Origin of the sequence: Okeania hirsuta (assembly GCF_003838195.1) — a bacterium.
GTDB lineage: Bacteria > Cyanobacteriota > Cyanobacteriia > Cyanobacteriales > Microcoleaceae > Okeania > Okeania hirsuta.
In genome coordinates this window covers 13,686-34,914 of the sequence record NZ_RCBY01000003.1, presented here as the reverse complement: position 1 = coordinate 34,914, position 21,229 = coordinate 13,686, and the positions used below count along the sequence as shown (strand labels likewise).

The 21,229-nt window shown below is 37.9% G+C and carries 25 protein-coding genes and 2 pseudogenes; 15 read left to right on the top strand and 12 right to left on the bottom strand.

From position 1 onward, the window contains the following. Nucleotides 1-36: 36 nt before the first annotated feature. Entirely contained in the window at nucleotides 37-510 is a 474-nt protein-coding gene (locus D5R40_RS01020) for a hypothetical protein (RefSeq protein ID WP_124143852.1), read from the bottom strand. Between the two features lie 1,121 nt (nucleotides 511-1,631). On the opposite strand from D5R40_RS01020, the gene D5R40_RS01015 reads away from it, so the two are divergent. The 3 genes from D5R40_RS01015 to D5R40_RS01010 all read left to right on the top strand — a co-directional run bounded on the left by D5R40_RS01015 (nucleotide 1,632) and on the right by D5R40_RS01010 (nucleotide 2,684). After that, a complete protein-coding gene (locus tag D5R40_RS01015; RefSeq protein ID WP_205127273.1) occupies nucleotides 1,632-1,799 on the top strand; it encodes a hypothetical protein in 168 nt (55 codons plus the stop codon). An 82-nt stretch (nucleotides 1,800-1,881) separates the two neighbouring features. Continuing rightward, on the top strand, nucleotides 1,882-2,052 hold the full coding sequence (locus D5R40_RS34315; protein ID WP_161564385.1) for a hypothetical protein: 171 nt from the start codon (nucleotides 1,882-1,884) through the stop codon (nucleotides 2,050-2,052). 437 nt (nucleotides 2,053-2,489) lie between these two features. Next, entirely contained in the window at nucleotides 2,490-2,684 is a 195-nt protein-coding gene (locus D5R40_RS01010; protein WP_124143851.1) for a hypothetical protein, read from the top strand. Between the two features lie 456 nt (nucleotides 2,685-3,140). On the opposite strand, the gene D5R40_RS34310 is transcribed toward D5R40_RS01010, so the two are convergent. Next, nucleotides 3,141-3,314 carry a hypothetical protein gene (locus D5R40_RS34310; RefSeq protein WP_161564384.1) on the bottom strand — a complete coding sequence of 58 codons (174 nt, stop codon included), beginning with the start codon at nucleotides 3,312-3,314 and terminating at the stop codon, nucleotides 3,141-3,143. Between the two features lie 110 nt (nucleotides 3,315-3,424). Between D5R40_RS34310 and D5R40_RS01005 the strand changes: the two genes are divergently transcribed. Together D5R40_RS01005 and D5R40_RS01000 are read left to right on the top strand one after the other, a co-directional pair. Beyond that, nucleotides 3,425-4,825: a serine/threonine-protein kinase gene (locus D5R40_RS01005; RefSeq protein WP_240041522.1), complete on the top strand. Its 1,401-nt coding sequence runs from the start codon at nucleotides 3,425-3,427 to the stop codon at nucleotides 4,823-4,825. 187 nt (nucleotides 4,826-5,012) lie between these two features. Beyond that, a complete protein-coding gene (locus tag D5R40_RS01000) occupies nucleotides 5,013-5,687 on the top strand; it encodes a methyltransferase family protein (protein WP_124154129.1) in 675 nt (224 codons plus the stop codon). Between the two features lie 37 nt (nucleotides 5,688-5,724). On the opposite strand, the pseudogene D5R40_RS00995 reads toward D5R40_RS01000, so the two are convergent. After that, nucleotides 5,725-6,081, bottom strand: a pseudogene (locus D5R40_RS00995) (hypothetical protein); the annotation flags it as partial. A gap of 71 nt (nucleotides 6,082-6,152) precedes the next feature. On the opposite strand from D5R40_RS00995, the gene D5R40_RS36905 reads away from it, so the two are divergent. Then, nucleotides 6,153-6,296: a hypothetical protein gene (locus D5R40_RS36905; RefSeq protein WP_192901066.1), complete on the top strand. Its 144-nt coding sequence runs from the start codon at nucleotides 6,153-6,155 to the stop codon at nucleotides 6,294-6,296. Between the two features lie 70 nt (nucleotides 6,297-6,366). On the opposite strand, the gene D5R40_RS00990 is transcribed toward D5R40_RS36905, so the two are convergent. From D5R40_RS00990 to D5R40_RS43440, 3 genes are all read right to left on the bottom strand, one after another. Continuing rightward, complete coding sequence (locus D5R40_RS00990; RefSeq protein WP_124143849.1) at nucleotides 6,367-7,278, bottom strand: spondin domain-containing protein; 912 nt, start codon at nucleotides 7,276-7,278, stop codon at nucleotides 6,367-6,369. Nucleotides 7,279-7,674: 396 nt separating this feature from the next. Further along, nucleotides 7,675-7,848, bottom strand: coding sequence for a hypothetical protein (locus D5R40_RS34305; protein WP_161564383.1), 174 nt, complete (start codon nucleotides 7,846-7,848; stop codon nucleotides 7,675-7,677). Nucleotides 7,849-8,358: 510 nt separating this feature from the next. Next, nucleotides 8,359-8,838 carry a transposase gene (locus tag D5R40_RS43440; RefSeq protein WP_445974408.1) on the bottom strand — a complete coding sequence of 160 codons (480 nt, stop codon included), beginning with the start codon at nucleotides 8,836-8,838 and terminating at the stop codon, nucleotides 8,359-8,361. A gap of 373 nt (nucleotides 8,839-9,211) precedes the next feature. On the opposite strand from D5R40_RS43440, the gene D5R40_RS40630 reads away from it, so the two are divergent. Beyond that, nucleotides 9,212-9,340: a hypothetical protein gene (locus tag D5R40_RS40630; RefSeq protein ID WP_282433592.1), complete on the top strand. Its 129-nt coding sequence runs from the start codon at nucleotides 9,212-9,214 to the stop codon at nucleotides 9,338-9,340. Between the two features lie 76 nt (nucleotides 9,341-9,416). On the opposite strand, the gene ureC is transcribed toward D5R40_RS40630, so the two are convergent. From ureC to D5R40_RS37275, 3 genes are all read right to left on the bottom strand, one after another. Beyond that, nucleotides 9,417-11,126, bottom strand: a complete 1,710-nt coding sequence (gene ureC, locus D5R40_RS00980; RefSeq protein WP_124143848.1) for an urease subunit alpha — start codon at nucleotides 11,124-11,126, stop codon at nucleotides 9,417-9,419. 305 nt (nucleotides 11,127-11,431) lie between these two features. Beyond that, the gene (locus D5R40_RS37280) at nucleotides 11,432-11,722 is read right to left on the bottom strand and encodes a hypothetical protein (protein ID WP_205127272.1); all 291 of its coding nucleotides are present in this window, start codon (nucleotides 11,720-11,722) and stop codon (nucleotides 11,432-11,434) included. Nucleotides 11,723-11,757: 35 nt separating this feature from the next. Continuing rightward, nucleotides 11,758-12,084, bottom strand: coding sequence for a lysozyme (locus tag D5R40_RS37275; RefSeq protein ID WP_205127271.1), 327 nt, complete (start codon nucleotides 12,082-12,084; stop codon nucleotides 11,758-11,760). A 716-nt stretch (nucleotides 12,085-12,800) separates the two neighbouring features. Between D5R40_RS37275 and D5R40_RS00970 the strand changes: the two genes are divergently transcribed. The 3 genes from D5R40_RS00970 to D5R40_RS00960 all read left to right on the top strand — a co-directional run bounded on the left by D5R40_RS00970 (nucleotide 12,801) and on the right by D5R40_RS00960 (nucleotide 14,977). Then, nucleotides 12,801-13,523 carry a pyridoxine 5'-phosphate synthase gene (locus D5R40_RS00970; protein WP_124143847.1) on the top strand — a complete coding sequence of 241 codons (723 nt, stop codon included), beginning with the start codon at nucleotides 12,801-12,803 and terminating at the stop codon, nucleotides 13,521-13,523. Between the two features lie 195 nt (nucleotides 13,524-13,718). Then, nucleotides 13,719-14,060, top strand: coding sequence for an MgPME-cyclase complex family protein (locus D5R40_RS00965; RefSeq protein WP_124143846.1), 342 nt, complete (start codon nucleotides 13,719-13,721; stop codon nucleotides 14,058-14,060). A gap of 293 nt (nucleotides 14,061-14,353) precedes the next feature. After that, entirely contained in the window at nucleotides 14,354-14,977 is a 624-nt protein-coding gene (locus D5R40_RS00960; protein ID WP_192901065.1) for a hypothetical protein, read from the top strand. On the opposite strand, the gene D5R40_RS00955 is transcribed toward D5R40_RS00960, so the two are convergent. The 3 genes from D5R40_RS00955 to folD all read right to left on the bottom strand — a co-directional run bounded on the left by D5R40_RS00955 (nucleotide 14,967) and on the right by folD (nucleotide 18,012). Next, complete coding sequence (locus D5R40_RS00955; protein WP_124143844.1) at nucleotides 14,967-15,422, bottom strand: divergent PAP2 family protein; 456 nt, start codon at nucleotides 15,420-15,422, stop codon at nucleotides 14,967-14,969. The genes D5R40_RS00960 and D5R40_RS00955 overlap by 11 nt on opposite strands. Nucleotides 15,423-15,431: 9 nt before the next feature. Beyond that, nucleotides 15,432-16,382, bottom strand: a complete 951-nt coding sequence (gene crtE / locus D5R40_RS00950; RefSeq protein ID WP_192901064.1) for a geranylgeranyl diphosphate synthase CrtE — start codon at nucleotides 16,380-16,382, stop codon at nucleotides 15,432-15,434. A 766-nt stretch (nucleotides 16,383-17,148) separates the two neighbouring features. Further along, nucleotides 17,149-18,012 (bottom strand): bifunctional methylenetetrahydrofolate dehydrogenase/methenyltetrahydrofolate cyclohydrolase FolD, encoded by an 864-nt coding sequence (folD, locus tag D5R40_RS00945; protein WP_124143843.1) that lies wholly within the window; start codon nucleotides 18,010-18,012, stop codon nucleotides 17,149-17,151. Between the two features lie 1,150 nt (nucleotides 18,013-19,162). Here folD and D5R40_RS00940 point away from each other — a divergent pair. The 5 genes and pseudogenes from D5R40_RS00940 (at nucleotide 19,163) to D5R40_RS00925 (ending at nucleotide 21,186) form a co-directional block, all read left to right on the top strand. Next, complete coding sequence (locus D5R40_RS00940) at nucleotides 19,163-19,648, top strand: DNA-binding protein (RefSeq protein ID WP_124143842.1); 486 nt, start codon at nucleotides 19,163-19,165, stop codon at nucleotides 19,646-19,648. Further along, on the top strand, nucleotides 19,635-20,075 hold the full coding sequence (locus D5R40_RS00935) for an NUDIX hydrolase (protein WP_124143841.1): 441 nt from the start codon (nucleotides 19,635-19,637) through the stop codon (nucleotides 20,073-20,075). The genes D5R40_RS00940 and D5R40_RS00935 overlap by 14 nt, the downstream gene beginning before the upstream one ends. A 240-nt stretch (nucleotides 20,076-20,315) precedes the next feature. After that, nucleotides 20,316-20,468 carry a hypothetical protein gene (locus D5R40_RS37270; RefSeq protein WP_205127270.1) on the top strand — a complete coding sequence of 51 codons (153 nt, stop codon included), beginning with the start codon at nucleotides 20,316-20,318 and terminating at the stop codon, nucleotides 20,466-20,468. Nucleotides 20,469-20,620: 152 nt separating this feature from the next. Continuing rightward, nucleotides 20,621-20,800, top strand: a pseudogene (locus D5R40_RS42325) (DUF4351 domain-containing protein); the annotation flags it as partial. A 98-nt stretch (nucleotides 20,801-20,898) separates the two neighbouring features. Beyond that, the gene (locus D5R40_RS00925) at nucleotides 20,899-21,186 is read left to right on the top strand and encodes a DUF4351 domain-containing protein (RefSeq protein WP_124143840.1); all 288 of its coding nucleotides are present in this window, start codon (nucleotides 20,899-20,901) and stop codon (nucleotides 21,184-21,186) included. Nucleotides 21,187-21,229: the final 43 nt, after the last annotated feature.

Sequence of the window (21,229 nt, the reverse complement as noted above, 5' to 3'; positions counted from 1 at the left end):
ACCCCATAATTATTACATAAAAAATACAAACAGGTTCTAAGGTTTCAACACAAACTTTATCGGTCGAACCCTTTTATAGAGTACATAACCCATCTCATCTTTATCATATACATTCAGCTTACCAAATAGAGAATCTACTGTGCTAGAAAAAACTCTGGAATCAACTGACGAAATCTTAGATGAAACACTACTCAACTTTTCAATGCACGAACTAAAATCAACAAATTCTGGCTGACCTCCAGACAGCGCTAGCGTTGGTTCACCTCCCCCAGTCAAAGGTATATCTTGAAATTCACTGATATCGTAAACTTTCTTATCGCACAGTGTTTCCTCAGTATGTTCAGCTCCAGAATAGGGAGAAACATACTTAAATGTGAACTTAGCTCCTTCAATCCTACTCAAGGGAATAGGCTCTCCTAACCCTTGCTGATCCGACATCTCACGCAATGCTTCCTGTAAAGCTGTATCACTGAATATAAGTTGACCTGTTAGGAGGCCGTCTCGCTTCATATTCCCTTCTGTTTTAAATGACAGGGTTTTTGCAGATGCAGATGTAATATCCAGTGTCAGACACAATACTAAAGAAATGGCAATCGCAAGCAATCTCCTAAAGCATCGACTAAACATACTTTAAAAGTCTCCACAACTCATTATTTCAATTTCCTCAAGTGTTTCCTCGACAAAACTAGGTTTGACGAATTCAACGATCGTTCCCCTGCTGACAAAGATAGATTCTAAAGGTTAGGCTGAACCCATCAAACCAAATATTTACCGAAACTTCGGATATTAAGTTATCTTTCAGGAGGCACAAGTTACCAATCCCCGCGACGACGCCAGCTCGCTTGCGGAATGCTGACCAAGAGAGGGAATGCGCACCAAGAGAGGCAACAGGCAACAGGGGGAATAAATTGCCGTTTGCGCAGCATTCCGAAGGAATAATATAAAACTTTTAGCTATTTAACCCCTCCTGCAATTTGTAAATATACCAGCGCTCATTGCTATAAATTTGAATAAAAAGGGAGCAGGGAGTAGAAACATAGAGGAATGTCTGCTTCCTGATTACTATAATTTTAGAACAGTAATGTCAGCAGATTATTTTGGTATGTACGAATGCTGATTGGCGTTGGTTACAAGAAGTAGAAAATATCTCTTGGTATCCCACAATGAAATTATTCCGTCAATCTCAGTCAAGGGAGTAGCAAGAAGTAGTTGAAAAGGTACAAGCAGAGTTATGGAAAATTATGGAAAAAAAAATGATTATAAGTGTGAAGTAGAACTTTAAATTAAGTATTAATTTTAAGTTTTATAGCAATTCCTATACTGGTGAGGTACAAAATTTTAGGTTTGAGGGAACAGGGAATAAAAAGATAAAAAGATAACCGTATCTCACTAATTTGAGAAACGCTATATATTATGTCCGCTTAACTAATGAGAATAAAGTTCTAAAGTTCTGAGGTATTATACCAAAGTGTAGATATCCCTACCTTTTGAACGGCTATACCGACCTTGGCAATAACCAAAAACTTTAATTAATATTTTGTTATCAAGATTTACAGCTTATAGCTGAGTAAAACTGTGTACCAAAATATTACTTCTAAAAATTTTCATCTCAGGACTTAGGAGATTTTTATATGCGGATTTCTCAAGTTACTCCTTTATGGGAAAAAATTTTTCCCGTTGGCTATAGTGGCATTGAATTAATAGTAGCTTCCTTGACAGATGAATTAGTTTGCTGTGGGCATGAAGTTACTCTATTTTCCCCTGTTCAAAAATTAATAAAAAAGAAGGGGATTTACTAAAAATAAAATTTTTTCTTCTTTCATTTTTTAAGCTCTATCTTTAAATTAAACTTCATATTTGATATCTAAAGGAGTCTTTATTATGTCAGCAGAACATGATTGGAAGATACTTTATCAAAAAACACAAGAGCAGATTAAACAGCAAGAATTATTACTCTATGCACTGTATCAACAACGTACTTTTATCCGGTCACAAATTTTAGAACAAGCACTAAACAAAAGTAATGAAACAAATAATTCTTTTAAGTGTTAAGTAAAAGCTTAAGTCAAGTATTAAGTATTAGGTAGTGAGCAGGGATATTTCATAGAACATCCCTACATTATACTAACGTAAGCATTCAGCTATTAGCTGTCAGCTAGCCTCCTCCGGAGGAACTGCGGACTTCAGCAACAAGACTCTCTCATATAGGACAGTGTTTAAATTAATATAGACTTTAAGGATAAGGAAGGCAACTTTTGTAGTAAGACAATGAATAAAGCTTTGATCCTAAACTAAAAGCAATAGCTAATAGCTGATGGCTGACCGCTGAATGCTTACATACTAACTTTTACAGAGAGAAAGTTTAGGGTAGATGAGAAAAGGTTGAATCTTGCATCCTCATAAAGTATCTTTGATAACCGAATCTGGTATGACCACTCAGCTTCTCTACTGAGTCTAAATTCCTCAATACAAAGAGATAAATATTAAGTATGAAGAAAATTAAAGCCAAGAAAAATCAAAAAATTAATCAAGTAGAGAATGGTTTAGTGGCATTACAAGAATATGAACTAGAAAGTGTGGTCGGAGGATTTCTTCCTCCAGATTTAGAAGATTTAATGAATAAAAGTAAGGAGAATCCAACTTCCCCTAGTATTGAAAGTAATAGGTGGCGGAATTTAGCTTAATATTTACCGAATAATTAAAGTTTAATATAAAATCCGGATAATTAAATTTACTTCCCAAAAACAGAAATAATGCTATTAACTGAACTGTATTATTTACCGAATAATTAATAATTAATAATTAAATAATTATGGTTTAAAGCCTCCCCTTTTAAGGGGAAAAAAGCGGTTGAGGGATGGCGAGGTCCCCTCACCATATCCAATCACGGTCGTTAGCGTAGCTTCCCGTAGGGTGGGATGGCGATCTTCGGAGCGGATCTGTCAAGAGCGGGTCTCGGAGCCATATCCAATCGAATCAAGAGAAGAAAAAATTTTCCCTACTGCGTCAATCATCTTCTTTTCAAGGAGAGGTAATTATTAATTATTAACTGTTAATTATTAATTTTTGAATGTTGCCCACCACGAAGCATAAGTAATTTTTTGTCGTAGCAAAAACCATTGTAAAGCAGTTAAAATTACTCAAGTTATCAAAATTTTCAAGAAATAACCTAATGGTAATGGGTATGGAGGCCAGTCATTTTCTTGTAAAGGCACTTCAAAAATAATCACAAATGCAGCAAAAGTAACGACCCCCAAAATAGATAAACCTATAGGCAAAGCTATAATATTGGTAATTACCCATTGCCATACCAAGGGATATCAATATCTCATAAACCATGCTTGTATTCAGATGTTGGCCAAGCATAAAGTTAATATTGGGATTATTAGTTACCCTTCTTCCTTATTCCTTCGAGTTAATAAATATGACTACTTGTACAAACTGTGGACATAACAATACTATTGCCTCTCGCTTTTGCTCTAACTGTGGTGCTTTTCTAGAGGAAATAAAACCCTTTCAAACAGCATCTACGGAATTAAAACCAGGAAGTAAATTAAGAAACCGCTACATAATTATTCGTCAAATAGGTCAAGGTGGATTTGGCAAAACTTACTTAGCAGAAGACACAGGTAGATTTAAGCAAGCAGTAGTTTTAAAACAATTAACACCAGGAAACCAAGGCACTGAATTTATACAAAAAGCGGAGGAACTTTTTCACCGAGAAGCAATGATATTACATCAAATTAATCATCCTCAAATCCCCCGTTTTTGGGAATTTATTCGGGAAAATAAATGTTTGTTTTTGGTGCAAGATTTTATTGAAGGGCAAACTTATGAATCTCTGCTTAGTCAACGTCGGCGACAAGGTAAATTTTTTAGCGAAGTTGAAATAATTGACTTTATTCGTCAAATATTACCAGTTTTAAATTATCTACATAGTCGAGGAATTATTCATCGAGATATTGCTCCTGATAATATTATTTGTCGGGCAGAAGATGGGTTACCAATTTTAATTGATTTGGGTGGAGTAAAACAAATTGCTGCCGAAGTTTCTCACAAAGCTGATAGTTCCGAAAATGTTGTTTATTCTGGCACTAAATTAGGTAAATTTGGTTATGCTCCTGACGAACAAATGCGGTTAGGAATAGTTGCTCCACATAGTGATTTGTATGCTTTAGGAGTGACTTGTTTAGTATTAATGACTGGTAAACTTCCCTCAGAGTTAATTAATACAAAAACAATGCAGTGGCAATGGAGTAAAGAACTAAAATTAAGTCCGAAGTTTGATGGTATTTTAAATAGAATGTTAGCTTTTATTCCTGGCGATCGCTTCCAATCAGCGGAGGAAATATTAGTACAGCTACAACCTCCAGAACCGGAAATTATTGCACTAACTCAAATCAGTAAAACTGAGTCAAAGAATCAAAAAATAGAGACAAAAACAGCCATAGCTTCTATTCCAAAACTCGGAAATATTATTCATAGTTCAAATGACGTACCAGCAGAAATTATTGGTTGGAATTGGGGGGCATTTTTCTTGCCTGGTTTGTGGTGTTTAACTAATCATGTTTGGATAGGATTAATTGCCTGGATTGATTTAAGTTTTGTTACCTTAGGTATGGGATGGTTGCTGACAGGAATAATTTTAGGTCTTAAAGGAAATGAGTGGGCTTGGAAAAGCCGCAAATGGAAAAATGTTGCTGAATTTAGAAAGCATCAGAGAATATGGTCGATTATCTCTTTATTATTAATTTCAAGTGCCGTAATTATTGGGATTTTAGTAATTTTATTTCTGTTTGTTATTGCTGCTTTTATTGCTGGTTAGAAAGGTTGGTTTTCTCTAATAGAATTTGACTTTTAAATTAATCCTATGTATTATATAGTAGGGAATAAGGAATAGTGGGAAAAACATTTCCACTGATTCGGATAGTCATCACTCTATGTCGGTGCTCTACCTCTCTATTCCTATATAAGCTATAAGCAGTTTTTTAAAAAGACAAATAGCACTAATTATGAAAGTAAAACATCCAATTAATCTATCTAAAGCGACAACTTTTATATTTATATTGACGCTGATGATAGCCTATCAAAATTTTTCTTTAGTTGCGTGGGTATATCTATCCCTACATGGTACTTATGGAATTTTATGGTTACTGAAAGACCGTATTTATCCAGATAAGCAATGGGAACAAGAAGTTCCTTTTCTACAAGGTATTATAATTTTTGGAATAGTCTGCTTATATTGGATAGCTCCCTACATTTTAATTAGTAGTGGAAGTGAACCTCCAATATCATTAGTAGCTGCTGCAATTTCTCTAAATATTTTTGGCATTTTCTTCCACTACACTAGCGATGCTCAAAAATATTATACCCTCAAATATAAACCAGGATTAATCACAGAAGGATTCTTTGCTCGCTGTCGAAATACTAACTATTTAGGAGAAATATTTATCTATCTTTCTTTTGCAATGTTAGTGCAACATTGGTTGCCTTATTTAATTCTAGGAGCATTTTTTGCTGGAATATTTATCCCTAATATGCTGAAAAAAGATAAGTCTCTATCTCGCTATCCAGAATTTGCAGAATATCAAGCTAATTCTGGATTAATTATCCCTCAACTATTTAGCAAAAATTCTCTGACTTCGGAAGCCAAAAAATTTGCAGAAAAAAATGGCTTTGTTGCATGAAAGTAGCGTTCGTAGAAACTCCCTTAGTGGAAGTTAACTAGCTCTCAACTTTGTAGCTTTTGGGTTTGCCAGTTTGAATCATACGCTTGGGCATGGCACATTGTATGAATAACTCTACTGCCTGACTATCAAATTTTCGTCGTCGCAATTGTCCTCCAAATATCACTTTGAGCCTAAACATAGTAGTTTTCCTACGGAATGCTTCCCTACGGGATGCTACGCAAACGCAAACAGATAGGGAACGTCGATGGTAGCCACTTTCACGCTTCCATTTCTTGCGGCCACAGATGCGAATGCACCTCAAGTTTTCATCTCTGGGATGGGGAGTCCCTTTACAGTTGCCATGTTGCCAAATCACCGCATTTTTTCGCGGTGGAATTGTCGTTTTTGCCGACTATGGTGAGGAGACGCAATATCAGTTATGGAACTCAGACGATTGAAGGGACGAGAGCTTGGGATACTTTTATGTCCCTTGTTACTACGACTCGTAAACTGGGATTGAGCTTTTTTGAATATGTACGCGATCGCATTTTGAGGAGAGGGAATATTCCCTCTCTGGCAACTATTATTTATGATCGCTCTTCTGTTAATTCTCTTGGTTGGTCTTAGCAGCTATCATAATTGCCTACCCCATCATATTGAGTGGATACCATAAAGATATGTTATGTGTCGAGAAAAATTAGTTAAAGTGATGATTGCGACGACGTAAACCACCAAAGACGAATAATCCGACCATGGCCATTAAGCCCACAGTGGTAGATGATTCGGGAACGGATTGAGACTCCACACTAATGGTGATACTAGCAATCCCATTGGGATAAAGAGTTGTATCATTGAAATCGAGGTCAGCAAAAGCCGTATCAAAATTAGTTGGTCTATTGAGGAAATTAGCATAAGGATCGGCAACATTGGCATTAACTCCATTTTCATCAGCCCCCTGATTTTGTCCGCCTTGTCCGGCAGGTAATTCTGGAAACAAACCGTTACCGGCAGAAGTAGAAAAATTATTGACTTCTGTTCCAGCATCATTAACGGTTCCGGGGAGTCCAATGTTAAAGGAAATTTGGCTTTGATTTCCTGTAAATAAATCCATTAAATCCCAAGCAAAGGGATTACCATTGGCAACATAATAATCATTAGAAGGAAGAACCATCGATACATAAGAGAACCATCGATTAGATTCATCGGGGGTTACGTCAAATGTACTCATAGCCATAGTTTCTGCGGTGATAGGACCACCACCAATGGCACCATCAACACGGGTTCCCACTTGAGTTGAGTCGAACACTCCACTCATACCACCTTGAACATAGGTTTTATTGGCGAGAAAGTCTATGGAGATGGGCATAGTATTGCCATCCTCAGCAATTCTCTCTAACCCTTTCTCGGAGGGAAGTCCCCCGTTATAACTATCAAAGCTACCGTCATGAAATCCCACCCAAACAGGGGTCAAGGCCACACCACCATCGAGACCGAGATTTTCTACTTCTACTTTTAAGGTTAATGCTTGCGCAACAGATGCTGTAGTGATAACAGAACTAACGCTTACAAGTGTTAATAATGCTTTACTATTTTTGAATAAGTTGGTCATGGCAGAATTAATTCACAATCTAATCAATTATCTCGTCATCAGTCTAATGAGACTATCTGAGAATTCTCTGAGAGATTTATAAAGTTTTTCTCAGTTCTCCGCTGCTTATAATACAATTAAACTTTTAAGAAGGTCACCCCTGTTAATAAATTCTTAATATGTTTCATATGTTTCATTAGCAAAAGCAACCCCACATTTAAAATCTTTACTGAATCTTCATAAAACTCTAGTTTTTTATATTTTCTCTGTGATTACAACGAGTTTTACTCATCTTTAAAAAATTAATATGTATAGATTATATAAAGTATTATTTTTTTTATCCTCTCATTATAATTCCAAAAAATAGATAGGTTAGTGGTAAGCATTCAGGTGTAGGGGTTGACAAAATTATCCCAATTACTCAGAGATAGGAATGAGAGATAATTCGTGAGAACGCGATCGCATTGCCAAAGAAAGTGATCGCCTCAATAAATCAAGAACAGAGCGACCCTGAGCGCGACAAGACTGTATGACGCTCAACAATGTTGCCGAACGACGAAACCCAGGCCAAAAGCGAGAACCACCAGCCACTTTACGCTTAGTGACGGCTTTGTTGCATGAATGTTGCGATCGCAGATAACTCCCTGGGGAGATGCAGTTCTAGATGTGTACTTGATAACTTTCGGGTTTACCATTCTGTATCATGCGGTTGCTGGCTAGCGCATTGAATGAATAACTCCACTGCTTGATTATCAAATGATCGTCTTCGTAACTTCCCACAAAATAAAACTTTGAGCCTAAACATAGTGGTTTTCCTACGGAATGCTTTCCTACGGGATGCTACGCAAACGCAAACAGATAGAGAGCGTCTATGGTATCCACTTTCATGCTTCCATTTCTGGCGTCCTATTTTACGAATTCGTCTGAGGTTCTCATCTCTGGGAGCAGGTAGGGCTTTACAGTTGCCATGCTGCCTAATCACAGCATTTTTACGCGGTGGAATGGTCGTTTTTATCCCTCGTTGGTGAGCTGTCTCATAGCACTTGTATTTGTCATCAGCCCCATCACCTGAAACTTGGGCTATTTCACCTTCTACTCCATCTAATAGGTCAGAAAATACTTGGTCTCACTCACATCATTGGTTGTGACAACTGCTGTGACAATCTCTCCGGTCGCCTCATTCACACCTAGATGTACTGGTATTGCAATATTTAGTTTTCTGACCCTACGGCATACAGTGTTATGGTCTGGTACTGGTAAATCTAGTCCCATCAAGTCAAATATAGATTCCACAAATCCCTCTGTCTGTCGTCCTGCTAATCCAAATAAGCTGCTGAGAGCCACCATTAATTCAATAGCCACATCACTATAGGTTTTCGATGCTCCCCTACGTCCGGTCTTCTTGTGGTTGACCCACTGCTCTATTACCTCGTCAGTGAGCCAAAATGTCAGACTCCCTCTTTGCTTTAAGGAAGCATCATACTCAGACCAGTTACTGACTCGGTACTTAGACTTGGACCTAGACTTAGACTTAGATTGGGACTTACTCATGTCTACGTTGATATAGGTTTGTTGTGCCACGCACTGTTATTTTTACCCTCTAAGCTCTCTTTGTGCAACAAAGCCCCTTCTACTGGGGGTTTCTTATTCTTTCTTCCCTTCTGACTCGGTCTGACTGACTTCCCCTCCTGGGAGGGGCGTGCGGGTGGGTTGACTCCTAAGTAATTAGGATTAATATCATACACGCACTTCAGCAACGCCTAAATATCTAGTATCTGAACTCAAATAAAATATACTACAATTAAAATGATAGTCGTTTAAGTTTTTATGAATAGGAATAGAATCAGCAAAGCTGGGCGATCGCTATAATCTTGTAAGCGATCGCGATCATTTAGCATACGCTATATATAGTGTCTTTGCGTAATATTATGTCCGGTTGAATACTTATAAATAAATGACGGAGTCCTCAGGAGTCAGGAGTCAGGTAGGGGAGCTGTCGGATTGGCGACGTACAGGAGTTAGGAGGGAACAAAGAAGAAGGAAGAGGAAGAGGAAGAAAAAGAGAAAGTTTTTTTATCACTAATTATCCGGACATGATATAAGTCCTGATAATAAGTATTCAACCGGATTTGATATAACAGCCTTTTTGAGCGAACCTCCTAAAACAGAAAATATCGCTGTGCCATGGGTAAAACTGTTGCAGGTTCACAAGTCAACAACTCCCCATCAGCTCTAACTTCATAAGTTTCCGGGTCAACTTCTATTTCTGGCAAAGCATCATTTAATTTCATCTCTTGTTTGCTAATTTGCCGAGTATTTACCACTGCAACTGCTGACTTTTTCAACTGTAGTTGAGCCACAATATCAGTTTCCAGAGCAGCTTGAGAAACAAAAGTCAAAGAAGTAGCAGCGATCGCTCCCCCAAAACTACCAAACATTGGCTGCATAACCACAGGTTGTGGAGTAGGAATACTTGCATTCGCATCTCCCATCTGAGCATAAGCAATAGCTCCTCCCTTAATCACAATTTCCGGTTTCACCCCAAACATAGCAGGTCGCCACAAACATAAATCTGCCAACTTTCCCACTTCCACCGAACCCACATACTCAGCAATACCATGAGCGATCGCCGGATTAATCGTGTATTTTGCCACATAACGTTTAGCACGCAAATTATCATTTTCCCCAGACTCTCCATTCAAAGGTCCGCGCTGAATTTTCATTTTGTGAGCTGTTTGCCAAGTTCTAATAATAACCTCTCCCACACGTCCCATGGCCTGAGAATCAGAAGCAATCATACTAAACGCTCCCAGATCGTGCAGTATATCCTCAGCAGCAATAGTTTCTCGACGAATGCGAGACTCTGCAAAAGCCACATCCTCTGGAATATTTCGGTCTAGATGATGACACACCATCAACATATCCAAATGTTCTTCCAAAGTATTGAGAGTATAAGGACGAGTGGGGTTAGTAGAAGAAGGTAAAACATTTGCTTGACCGCAGACTTTGATAATATCTGGAGCGTGACCGCCTCCCGCACCTTCAGTGTGATAAGTATGAATTGTCCGGTTTTTAAAAGCCTTTATGGTGGTTTCTACAAACCCTGCTTCATTGAGAGTATCGGTGTGGATAGCAACTTGCACATCGTACTCGTCCGCAACATTTAAGCAGGTGTCGATCGCCGCCGGGGTAGTTCCCCAATCTTCATGTAATTTTAATCCCATCGCCCCTGCTAATACTTGTTCGACTAGAGCTTGGGGTTGACTGCTGTTACCTTTGCCCATGAAACCTAAATTTACCGGGAAAGCTTCAGCAGCTTGCAACATTCGGTGAATATTCCAAGGACCGGGAGTACAGGTAGTCGCATTAGTACCTGTGGCAGGACCTGTTCCTCCACCTAATATAGTTGTGATACCAGAAGCGATCGCTGTTTCGATTTGTTGAGGACAAATAAAATGAATGTGAGCATCAATGCCACCTGCTGTTAAAATCATGCCTTCACCCGCTACAGCTTCAGTTCCCGGACCGATGATAATATCTACATTATCTTGGATGTAGGGGTTGCCTGCTTTACCAATTTTGCAGATTTTACCATCTTTGATGCCGATGTCTGCTTTGACAATACCCCACCAGTCGAGAATGAGAGCGTTGGTAATAACTAGATCCACTGCGCCGTCAGCATTGGCAATGGGAGATTGCCCCATACCGTCACGGATGACTTTGCCTCCACCAAATTTTACTTCATCGCCGTAGGTGGTATAGTCTTGCTCGACTTCTATGAATAATTCTGTGTCAGCTAAACGGACGCGATCGCCTATTGTTGGCCCATAAGTTTCAGCATAGGCACGACGGTTGATTCTATAAGCCATATTTATTCTTTACTAAATTGAACAACCTACACTCATAGATTAGTTGTTCTCCGTAGAAATAACTACGCTAACAGTGTAGGTAGATGATGCCTGTTGAAAATACAGAAAATTGAGAAAAGGAAAATTAACTAGCTATTAGCTATTAGCATTTCCGTTTTTAGCAGCTCTGGGTTTAAATCCCCGGTTTCTATAAACCGGAAGGTTGAGGAAGGGTTGAAATCTCCTTCTAAACATTTACTGCTGAGTGCTGAGTGCTGATTGCTGATTGCTTATTTAATCTAAGGTTTAGGGCAAGTCCCTAATTTTCAGTCAACATAAAGACCGCGAGGGTCTGTGTCCCTGAGCCAAGTAATGAAACTTTTATAGTCATCTATATTGTAGGTCGCGATACAACCCACAGTGCCAGGCGAGCCATAATTGCGATTCCAGTCAATATGAATTTCGATTGCACTTCTTTCTGTAGTACCAGGTTCTAAATAATCTAACGGAACAGTTACTGGACCTATACCACTCTGAAAAATATTACCATAATAATTATCTCTCCCATCAGCCCAGATAATATCGTTAACGTACCATTTACTGCTCCATTTACCCAACGTGGAAATTTATTTGCTGCTCCTTGATAGTCTCCTTAGTTGAGCTTTCTTAACATGGTACTACTTTCAAAAGCACCAGTTCCAACGTTATAACAGAAGCATACAAGAGCATCAAACTGATTTTGATTCAGAGGAACTTGAACCAGCCTCAAAACTACTTCTGCTGCTTTGTCGCATTCATACTTTAAATAGAATTCTGCATTTCTTTCTGTAATTCTTTCTCCTAGCTGAACTTTTTTTCCATTGGGGTAACGAATGGTTCCATACCCAATGGTTGGTATTCCTACTGGGTCTAGATCAGCATTCAGAAAAAGTCCTTCCCATTTTTTGACTAAGTTTAGACTATTTTGTAATATTTCCATGCTACAGCTCCAATTTACAACTAAACAGTCATATTTTATGTTAGTTATAGCTGTTTGCAATTTTAATTAAGTACCAAATTATTGAGTTTATAACTAATACATTGATTCCAAACTAATATATTAGTTTCTATAGAATATAAGCTTTCAATTTACAGTTTTTGAATCTTTATTTATATAGTCATAAAAAATCTAAATTTTCATCAATGCTTAAATTGATTTAGCTAGCCATAAATTAACTGATATGCAAACAGCAATCACATTTTTTAGTCTATAGTTGATTTAAAGACTAATCATTGACTGCTCTGTGAATTAAATTTACAGGGATTCTAATAAGTAGGCATAAATCAATATAAAACTAAGATATAGGTGTGAAGTGGGAGAAAAATTTAAGCCTCATCACAATTATTTTATTTATATATTAGTTTGACCAAAAAAATAAGGTCTTAAGCCTCCTCTTTGAAAAGGATAAAAAGCGGTCGTTAGCGTAGCTTCCCGTAGGGTGGGATGGCGAGGAAACCTCGCCATATCCAATCAACCAAGAGAAAAAAAAATCTGTATCTTCTCGCATCCCTATTGCCGGAGGTAATGAATTGACTTACCTATGTAAAATTTTTAAGTGCCTGGACAGCAAGATTCCTGAGAAACAGTTGCTCAAGTGAACATTTCCAACTAAACTAATATGGCAAATTGACTTACATAATCAGGAGAATCAAAAATTGCCCACTCTAGGTGTCAACATTGACCACGTTGCCACAATTAGACAAGCGCGACGAACTGTAGAACCAGATCCAGTAGCAGCAGCAATTTTAGCTGAACTTTCTGGTGCTGATGGTATTACTGTTCATCTGCGGGAAGACCGTCGCCATATTCATGAACGAGATGTCCATATTCTGCGACAAACGGTGCGGACTCATTTGAATTTGGAGATGGCACCTACTACAGAAATGGTGGCGATCGCTCTGGATATTAAGCCTGATTATATTACTCTTGTACCAGAACGTCGCGAAGAAGTAACAACTGAAGGTGGTTTGGATGTTGCTAGTAATATCCCTCGTATGAGAGAGGTAGTAGCTCAGTTGCAAGGAGCAAATATTCCTGTCAGTATGTTTATTGATGCAGAAAAAGCCCAGATTGAAGCTTCCGCAGAAATTCAGGCTAAGTTTATAGAACTCCACACAGGATGTTATGCAGAAGCTACTGATGAGGCCACTCGCCATCAAGAATTGACGATTTTGGCAGATGGCTGCAAAATAGCGATCGCTGCTGGACTCCGAGTTAATGCTGGACATGGCCTCACTTATGGGAATGTTTATCCAGTTGCTTGTCTAGAAGGTATGGAAGAACTCAACATTGGTCATACAATAATTTCTAGGGCGGTACTTGTGGGTATGGAGCGAGCTGTCCGCGAGATGAAACAAGCCATTAATGGTTTTCATTAATGGATAATGGATAATGGATAATGGATAATGGATAATGGATAATGGATAATTACCTCTCCTTAAAAGTCAGAAGATTGACCAATAAGGAAAAAGTTTATTTTTTCCCCCTTGAAAGGGGAGGCAGAGTAAGCTGAATTGTTTAATTATTTAATTATTAATTATTCGGTAATTACTAATTTTTGTTTATTGATTGAAATGCAAACCTATTATTATGTTTTAGCTAGTAAAAAATTTTTACTAGAGGAAGAACCCCTGGAAGAGGTTTTTAGAGAACGCACCAGAGATTATCACGAAAAGGAAAAAGAAATAGATTTTTGGTTGGTTCCTCAACCTGTTTTTTTAGAAGCTCCAGAAATGGCTAATATTAAGGCTAAATGTCCTCAACCTGCTGCAGCGATTATTTCTACTAACCCTAAATTTATTACTTGGTTAAAGTTACGTTTGGAATCTGTAATTACAGGTGAATTTCAAGCACCTTCAGATTCTATCCCAGAACCTTTAGCTTCTGTTGAGGATGCTTCTGTGAAAGATTCTTGAAGAGAGAGTTAGGAGTCGGGGAGTCGGGGAGTCGGGGAGTCGGGGAGTCGGGGAGTCGGGGAGTCGGGGAGGTTGAATATTGAAGTAATTATAGAATGATCAACACATACGATATAACCGGATTATATAAAAATGATCTTCATCTATCTTGAGAATATATCAAATTATTCCCTCCTCTGTAGGGACATTGCATCCAACGTCTTTACTATTCCCTACTCCCTAATTTGTTTTTGGCCATGAATCAGACTCAAATGCAACTCAATAAATTCTGCTTGGGGGGCTTGAAAACTTTTATGGCCTCAGCTTTTTTATTTTTGTCATCCTTGACAATTGATGCTAACTATGCTTTTGGTGTAGAAACTTGTCAACCCCCTGCTAATGACGAATACTTACTGGTAATAATTACAGAGACATCAGCAGCTCAAGATATAGTTAGACGGAGTTTACCGCCAGATATTATCATCGAAGTCTGTCGCTACATCGACCAGACTGTTAGTAGTATCCGAGGTTTTGATGACAAAGATGTGGCTAGTGATTGGGCGCGTTATATTCAGGACATTGTAGGGTTGTCTGCTTATGTGGTGAGACCTAGTGAAGAAACAACTCTATCAGATACTTCATTGCCAGCGCCTCCAGAAATAGGATTTAATCCTCAACCCCTGGGTACGGGTTTTGCAGTTTTAGTCGATTATAATAATCAACCAGAAATTGCTCTACAGTTAGAAAGAAGTTTAGGGCGTAATGTAGGTTTAGTTGCCTATGGACAAAAACCTTTCTTATTGGTTACATATACTAAGAATAGGAGAGCTGCTACAAACAGTTTGTTCAACTTAAGCGATCGCGGATTTTTAGCTTTTGTTGTGGATAGTAGTCGGGTAACATTAATTAGTCCTAGAATTAAATCAATCAATAACTAAAACTAGCAATCCAAGATACAGCTACTCCTAGAACAAAACCTGCTATTACCTGTACGGGAGTATGGCCTAATAACTCTTTGAGACGGTCTTGACTGAGATGGTGGTCTTCTTGGAAAAATTCATCGATAATTTGATTGAGAATTCGTGCTTGTAGTCCGGCGGCTTGACGAACTCCTGCTGCATCATACATGACTATGATGGCAAAAACTAAAGCCAGTGCAAACTCTGGACTCCCCCAACCTTTGGCTTGACCCACTCCTACTGCCAGTGCAGCTACAAATGCAGAATGAGAGCTGGGCATTCCTCCTGCTGTGACTAAAGCCTGTAAATTAATCTTACCATTTTGAACTAACTCCACCACTACCTTGACGACTTGGGCTATTCCACAAGCTAGGAGAGCAACCCATAGAACATGGTTATCCATGATTTCGCCAATATTTTGCATATTGTACTCCTAGTTACTGCGACTGACAATAAAATCTGCTAAGGCTATTAATGGCATGGCCTTTTCTCCAAAAACTTCTAACTCTGCCTTGGCATTCTCAATTAGTCTTTGAGCTTGACACCTAGATTCTTCTAATCCCCAAATAGCAGGATAGGTAGCTTTTTGAGCTTCTATATCCTTTCTGGCGGTTTTCCCTAGCTCTTCTGTAGTGGCAGTAATATCGAGAATATCATCAACTATTTGAAAAGCTAGACCAATATTTTGAGCATAACGGGAAAGTCTTTGTAGATTAGCTTGGGAAGCATTGGCAAGTATTGCTCCACAGACTACGCAAGCTTCTAAAAGAGCACCTGTTTTGTGAGTGTGGATAAAATGTAGTGTTTCTTCAGATACCTCTGAAAGTCCCTCTGAAGCCAAATCTACTACTTGGCCTCCGACTAACCCTGCTGCTCCCACAGCTTTTCCGAGACGAGCTATTACTTGTAGCACTTGCTGGGGTAGGACGTTCTTAGTTTGAGTAGCTACAAACTCAAAAGCGTAACTTAACAGACCATCCCCTGCCAGAATAGCAATATCCTCACCATAAACTTTATGATTTGTTAATTTACCTCGGCGATAGTCGTCGTTATCCATTGCGGGTAAGTCATCGTGGATCAATGACATAGTATGGATCATTTCTAATGCACAGGCAGTGGGCATTGCCATCTCTATATTTCCGCCTGATAACTCACAACTAGCCAAACAAAGAATTGGACGTAACCGCTTACCACCTGCTAATAGGGAATAGCGCATTGCCTCATAAATTTTGTCTGGATAGACTACGGTAATAGAATTGTCCAGAGCTTTTTCAACCAGAGCTTTTCGCTTTGCTAGATAGGTAGATAAGTCAAAAGTTGTATCTATTTGAAATTGAGGGAGCATGGGATTAATATTATGGCCACTATTTGGCATTAGCACCATAGATTATACACTTTATTGGTGGAAATCCTGAAAATTTATTTGAAGAAGGTTTTAGGTAGTAGTAGACTGACACAGCTAAGATGGGGAGATGGGGAGATGGGAAGATGGGGGGATAAAGATACCTAGAAACAAAAATCTATTGCAAAGTTTTAGGTGTACCACTCCAGTAGGTGGGTGTTATACAGAATCCGGTTATACAGTATATGTTGATAGTTCTATCCACACTCCCCTACTCTCCCAACTATATGACAAATTCTATAGTAACTGCCTGGTTGGTGTTTGATAATTAGGGCTTACCGTTCAAAGATAAAAGCATTGATATATAAAGGTTTTAGCTGTTTTTGCTTGAAAAAAGTGCGCCTGTTTTCGCTCAAGAAAGCTCAAAAAACTAGCATTTTGTGCAAGAGTTGGGCAGAAAAATTAAGGGACAAAACTTAGCTCCTACCTCCTCGCTCATTCCCATTTCTCCCCTCCACGGTCGGGGGAGGGGCGAGGGGTGGGTTGTCTCCTGTCTTCCCCTCCACGGTCGGGGGAGGGGCGAGGGGTGGGTTGTCTCCTCCCCTCACCCATAAGACTTTTTCAGCAAACCCTAATTACCCGATGTCCTAACTATAGTGGTGAATGCTATAAATAGCAGGATTCAATAGCGTTAAGAGCGATTATTCGCCAGTGAATGTATATTATTCTTATGTTTACTACTCCCCTGCTCCTCTACTCCTCTACTCCTCTACTCCCCACTCCTCTACTCCCCCACTCCCTTACTCCCCTACTCGAGTAAACTACTCCAGCGTTCTACTGTATTTTGTAATAATATTGCTACAGTCATCGGGCCTACTCCACCAGGCACGGGAGTAATAAATTCTGCTACCTCCGCTACGGAGTCAAATTGAACATCTCCTACTAACCGACTATTACCTGCCTCATCTGTGACTCGATTAATTCCTACATCTATTACTGTTGCTCCTGGTTTGACCATCTCCGCCGTAATCATTTCTGGCCTACCAACTGCTGCTATCAGAATATCTGCATTTCTGGTTATGGCCTCCAAATTCTGAGACCGAGAATGGGCAATAGTTACTGTACTATTAGCTTCTAATAACATTAATGCCATTGGTTTGCCGACTAAAATACTACGTCCTAATATCACTGCTTGTTTTCCCTGTAATTCTATTTTGTATTCTTGCAACAAGCGCATCACTCCCGCAGGAGTACAACTGCGTAAACCTTTTTCACCTCGAAGCAGTTGACCTAAATTCATGGGATGAAGTCCATCTACGTCTTTACTGGGGTCTGTTTGGTAGAGTAAAGAGGTAGAGTCTAAGTGTTCTGGTAGAGGTAGTTGGACGAGAATACCGTCTACTTCTGGATTTTGGTTTAATTGTTGAATAACTTGTGTTAATTCAGCTTGAGATGTTTGGGCCGGAAAATGTTTGCCAAAGGAGGATATCCCTACTTGACTACAGGCTTTTTCTTTGTTGCGGACATATACTGCACTGGCGGGGTTGTCTCCTACCATTAATACTGCTAACCCTGGAGGACGACCAATTTTGCTTTGCAAGGTCTGAACTTTTTGTTGGAGTTCTGCTTTGATTTTTTTGGCCAGTGCTTTACCGTCTAATTTTTTTACCATTTTTATTTCTTGTTTGAGCTTTGCTTTTAAATTTCTGTATCGGAATAGATTTCTTTATTTTTATTTTTGATTTTTAAAGTATATTTTCTTGTCAACATAAAAATAATAGTATGGTTATTAGTATCTAAAAGTAGATTTTGTGATGTTTTAAGTAAATAAAAATATTGTTGAATTTTGGGCGCTAAAAAATTCAATATAGAGTTAAATATTTTATTGGTATTATGGAACTATAAAGTATTTTTATTTGAAGACTAATATTTTAGTGGAATCTAGGGTAATTTCAGTTAAAATTTAACAGTTATCAGTATCTCAGGTTTAAGCTTGAGGCTTGAAATACTGAATTTTCTTTTTTTATCTTCTTGAAAGGACAGGTTTGATACCTTATTTCTTTAGTCAGGATGAAAGAATTCAACAATTAATAATTAACAATTACCGAAAATTTGTGGGTATGCGCCTCTCTTTTTAAAGGGATAAAAAAAAGAGACTATTCCTTATATCAAGCCTCTTTATTGCTGAAGGGCGCAGTTCCTCCGGAGGAGGCTAACTGATAACTGATCACTGATAACTGAAATTACTTCTCCTTCAAAAAAGATGTTTTTTTCTTTTTTATCTTTGATGGGTAGAGGCTTTAAAGCTTAATTTTTCGGCGATATTAAAAAAAATTTTTTTTCTTTTTTATCTTTGATGGGTAGAGGCTTTAAAGCTTAATTTTTCGGCGATATTAAAAAAAATTTTTTTTCTTTTTTATCTTTGATGGGTAGAGGCTTTAAAGCTTAATTTTTCGGCGATATTAAAAAAAATTATAGCAGTCAAAGCAAAGGTTAGGATAGAACTAAAGCTGAAAACTCAGACAACGCCAGATTTCTTATTCTTACTTCTTCCTTCTTTCTTCTGCTATAACTCTAAATTTTAAGTATGATGAAAGTGATGGAAATAAATTTTATTTTTTTTAGTAATAATTATAAAACAATAGTTGAAATAAGGAAAAAAAGTTTTGATGAGAACCAGGGAAGCCATTAAGGAAGTCAGAAGTCAGAAGTCAGCAGTTAGAAGTTATTTTTGTAACGGGAATTTGAGCCCCCTTCCAAAAAGATTTCGCCTTAAAAGGCGGGGTTTTAGACCCAATTATTTTGATAAAAATATATTGAGAATGAATTTATTAAGAATATTGCAGAAGTTTCCATTTAGCTTTCTGTTTATTCGTTATTTCTGCTTAAATCCATTTTTTAATAAATTCAAAACTATTCTAATTCTGCTGTTAGTAACAAGTTTAATTAGTTGCGGAAAAATTACAGAAACAGCGATTAAATTAAGTCTAAATGTGAGTCGAATTAGCAAAATTCAAACAAAGGGTAAAATCGATCGCCAAGTATATTTGAAAGGAACTGTAGAAAGTAAAGCTCCTTTCTTAGAAACTGGTGCTTATGAATTAACAGATGATACTGGCAGTATTTGGATATTTACTAAAGCAGAATTACCAGAGGTGGGAACGGAAATAACAATTAAAGGGAGAATAAGTTATCAAAGTATTGTGGTTCCTGAATTAGGTAACCAGGATGTGGGAGATTTCTATGTAGAAGAAATAGAACGAGTAGAAGTTGAAAATCAAAATCAAGAAGAAAATGAACAACAATAATTTACCTCATGTAGCGATCGCTATTCTTTACCGAGAAGGAAAATTTCTGATGCAACTCCGGGATAATATTCCGACTATTTTTTATCCTGGTGTTTGGGCTTTTTTTGGAGGTCATATCGAACCTGGAGAAACAGCAGAAGTGGCTCTGAAACGAGAATTAGCAGAAGAAATAAGTTATATTCCTGAGACAGTTTCGGAATTTGGTGTTTACTCTGATGTTAAAGTTGTTCGTCATGTATTTCATGCTCCTTTAACTGTGGAATTAAAAGATTTGGTTTTGGGAGAAGGTTGGGATATGGGGTTATTAACTCCAGCAGAAATTAAGGCAGGTAAAGCTTATTCTGAGAATGCTGGAATGGAGCGATCGCTTGGTGAATTTCATCAAAAAATTCTCTTAGATTTTATGAATAAATATGGCATTAAATAATAGGAGTCAGGAGTCAGAATGAATGGCTTTAATAGCAGTTTTTCTGATCCACCAATTCCCTATAGAATGCTCAAATATTGGACGTTGCTTTATGGGAAATATTGGTGTGATATTGAGCAAGTGGTTATCTTGTTAAAAGAGATTGATTCAGAATTGGCTTTTCAAAATAAATTTTAAAGGCAAAATACTCGGCATTCTTATCGAGTAATTCGACTTTGGGAGGAGGAGTCGGCACCTTTTTTGGCTGATAATGCTTTATTACCATTAGCAACTTTAACTCGTAGTGAAAGTCCGACAGCTTTATTGTCACAGGTAGCAGAAAGAATTGGTAGAATAGAAGAGTCAAATCAACAAAAAAATATTTCTGCTGCTGCGGAAATACTAGGGGTTTAAGGTTTGATAAAAATTTAATTCGTCAACTTTTGAGGGAGGAGATAATGAAAGAGTCTGTAATATATCAGGATATTCTTCACAAAGGAGAAAAAATTGGTGAACAACGTGGCGAACAACGTGGTTTGTAAACAGGTTTAAACCGAGGTAAACAACAGGGAGAAGCTGAAATTATTATCACATTAATAACTCACAGATTCGGAGATATTTATGAGGAAATAGAAGCTAAAATTCGGAGTTTATCTATTTCTCAGTTGAATGAGTTAGCGATCGCCCAATTGAATTTTACTTCTATGGATGATTTGGTTAATTGGTTAAATGAATCTGAGAATTAATTAGTAGTTTTGTCAATCTGGATTTTGAGGAATTTGATGACTGGAGAGTTTAATGTTCTGATTCAAATTCCTTTTTTATTTGAATAGAAGGGTAACAAATGCAAGAATCTGTAATTTATCAGGATATTTTCCAGACAGGTTTTGAACGAGGTTTCCAAAGAGGTTTTGAGCGGGGTTTCCAAAGAGGTTTTGAACGGGGTTTAAAGCAGGGAATAGCTAAAATAATTATCCGTTTTCTAACTCGTAATTTGGGAATTATTTCTGAAGAAATGGAAGCTAAAATTTGGAGTTTATCTATTTCTGAGTTGGATGAACTTGTGGATGCTCAGTTCAATTTTACTTCTATGGATGATTTGATGAATTGGTTAAGTCAATCTCAGAATTAAAAAGCTGGTAGGGGTGGTTTTGAGGAATAAATGACCAATTTTT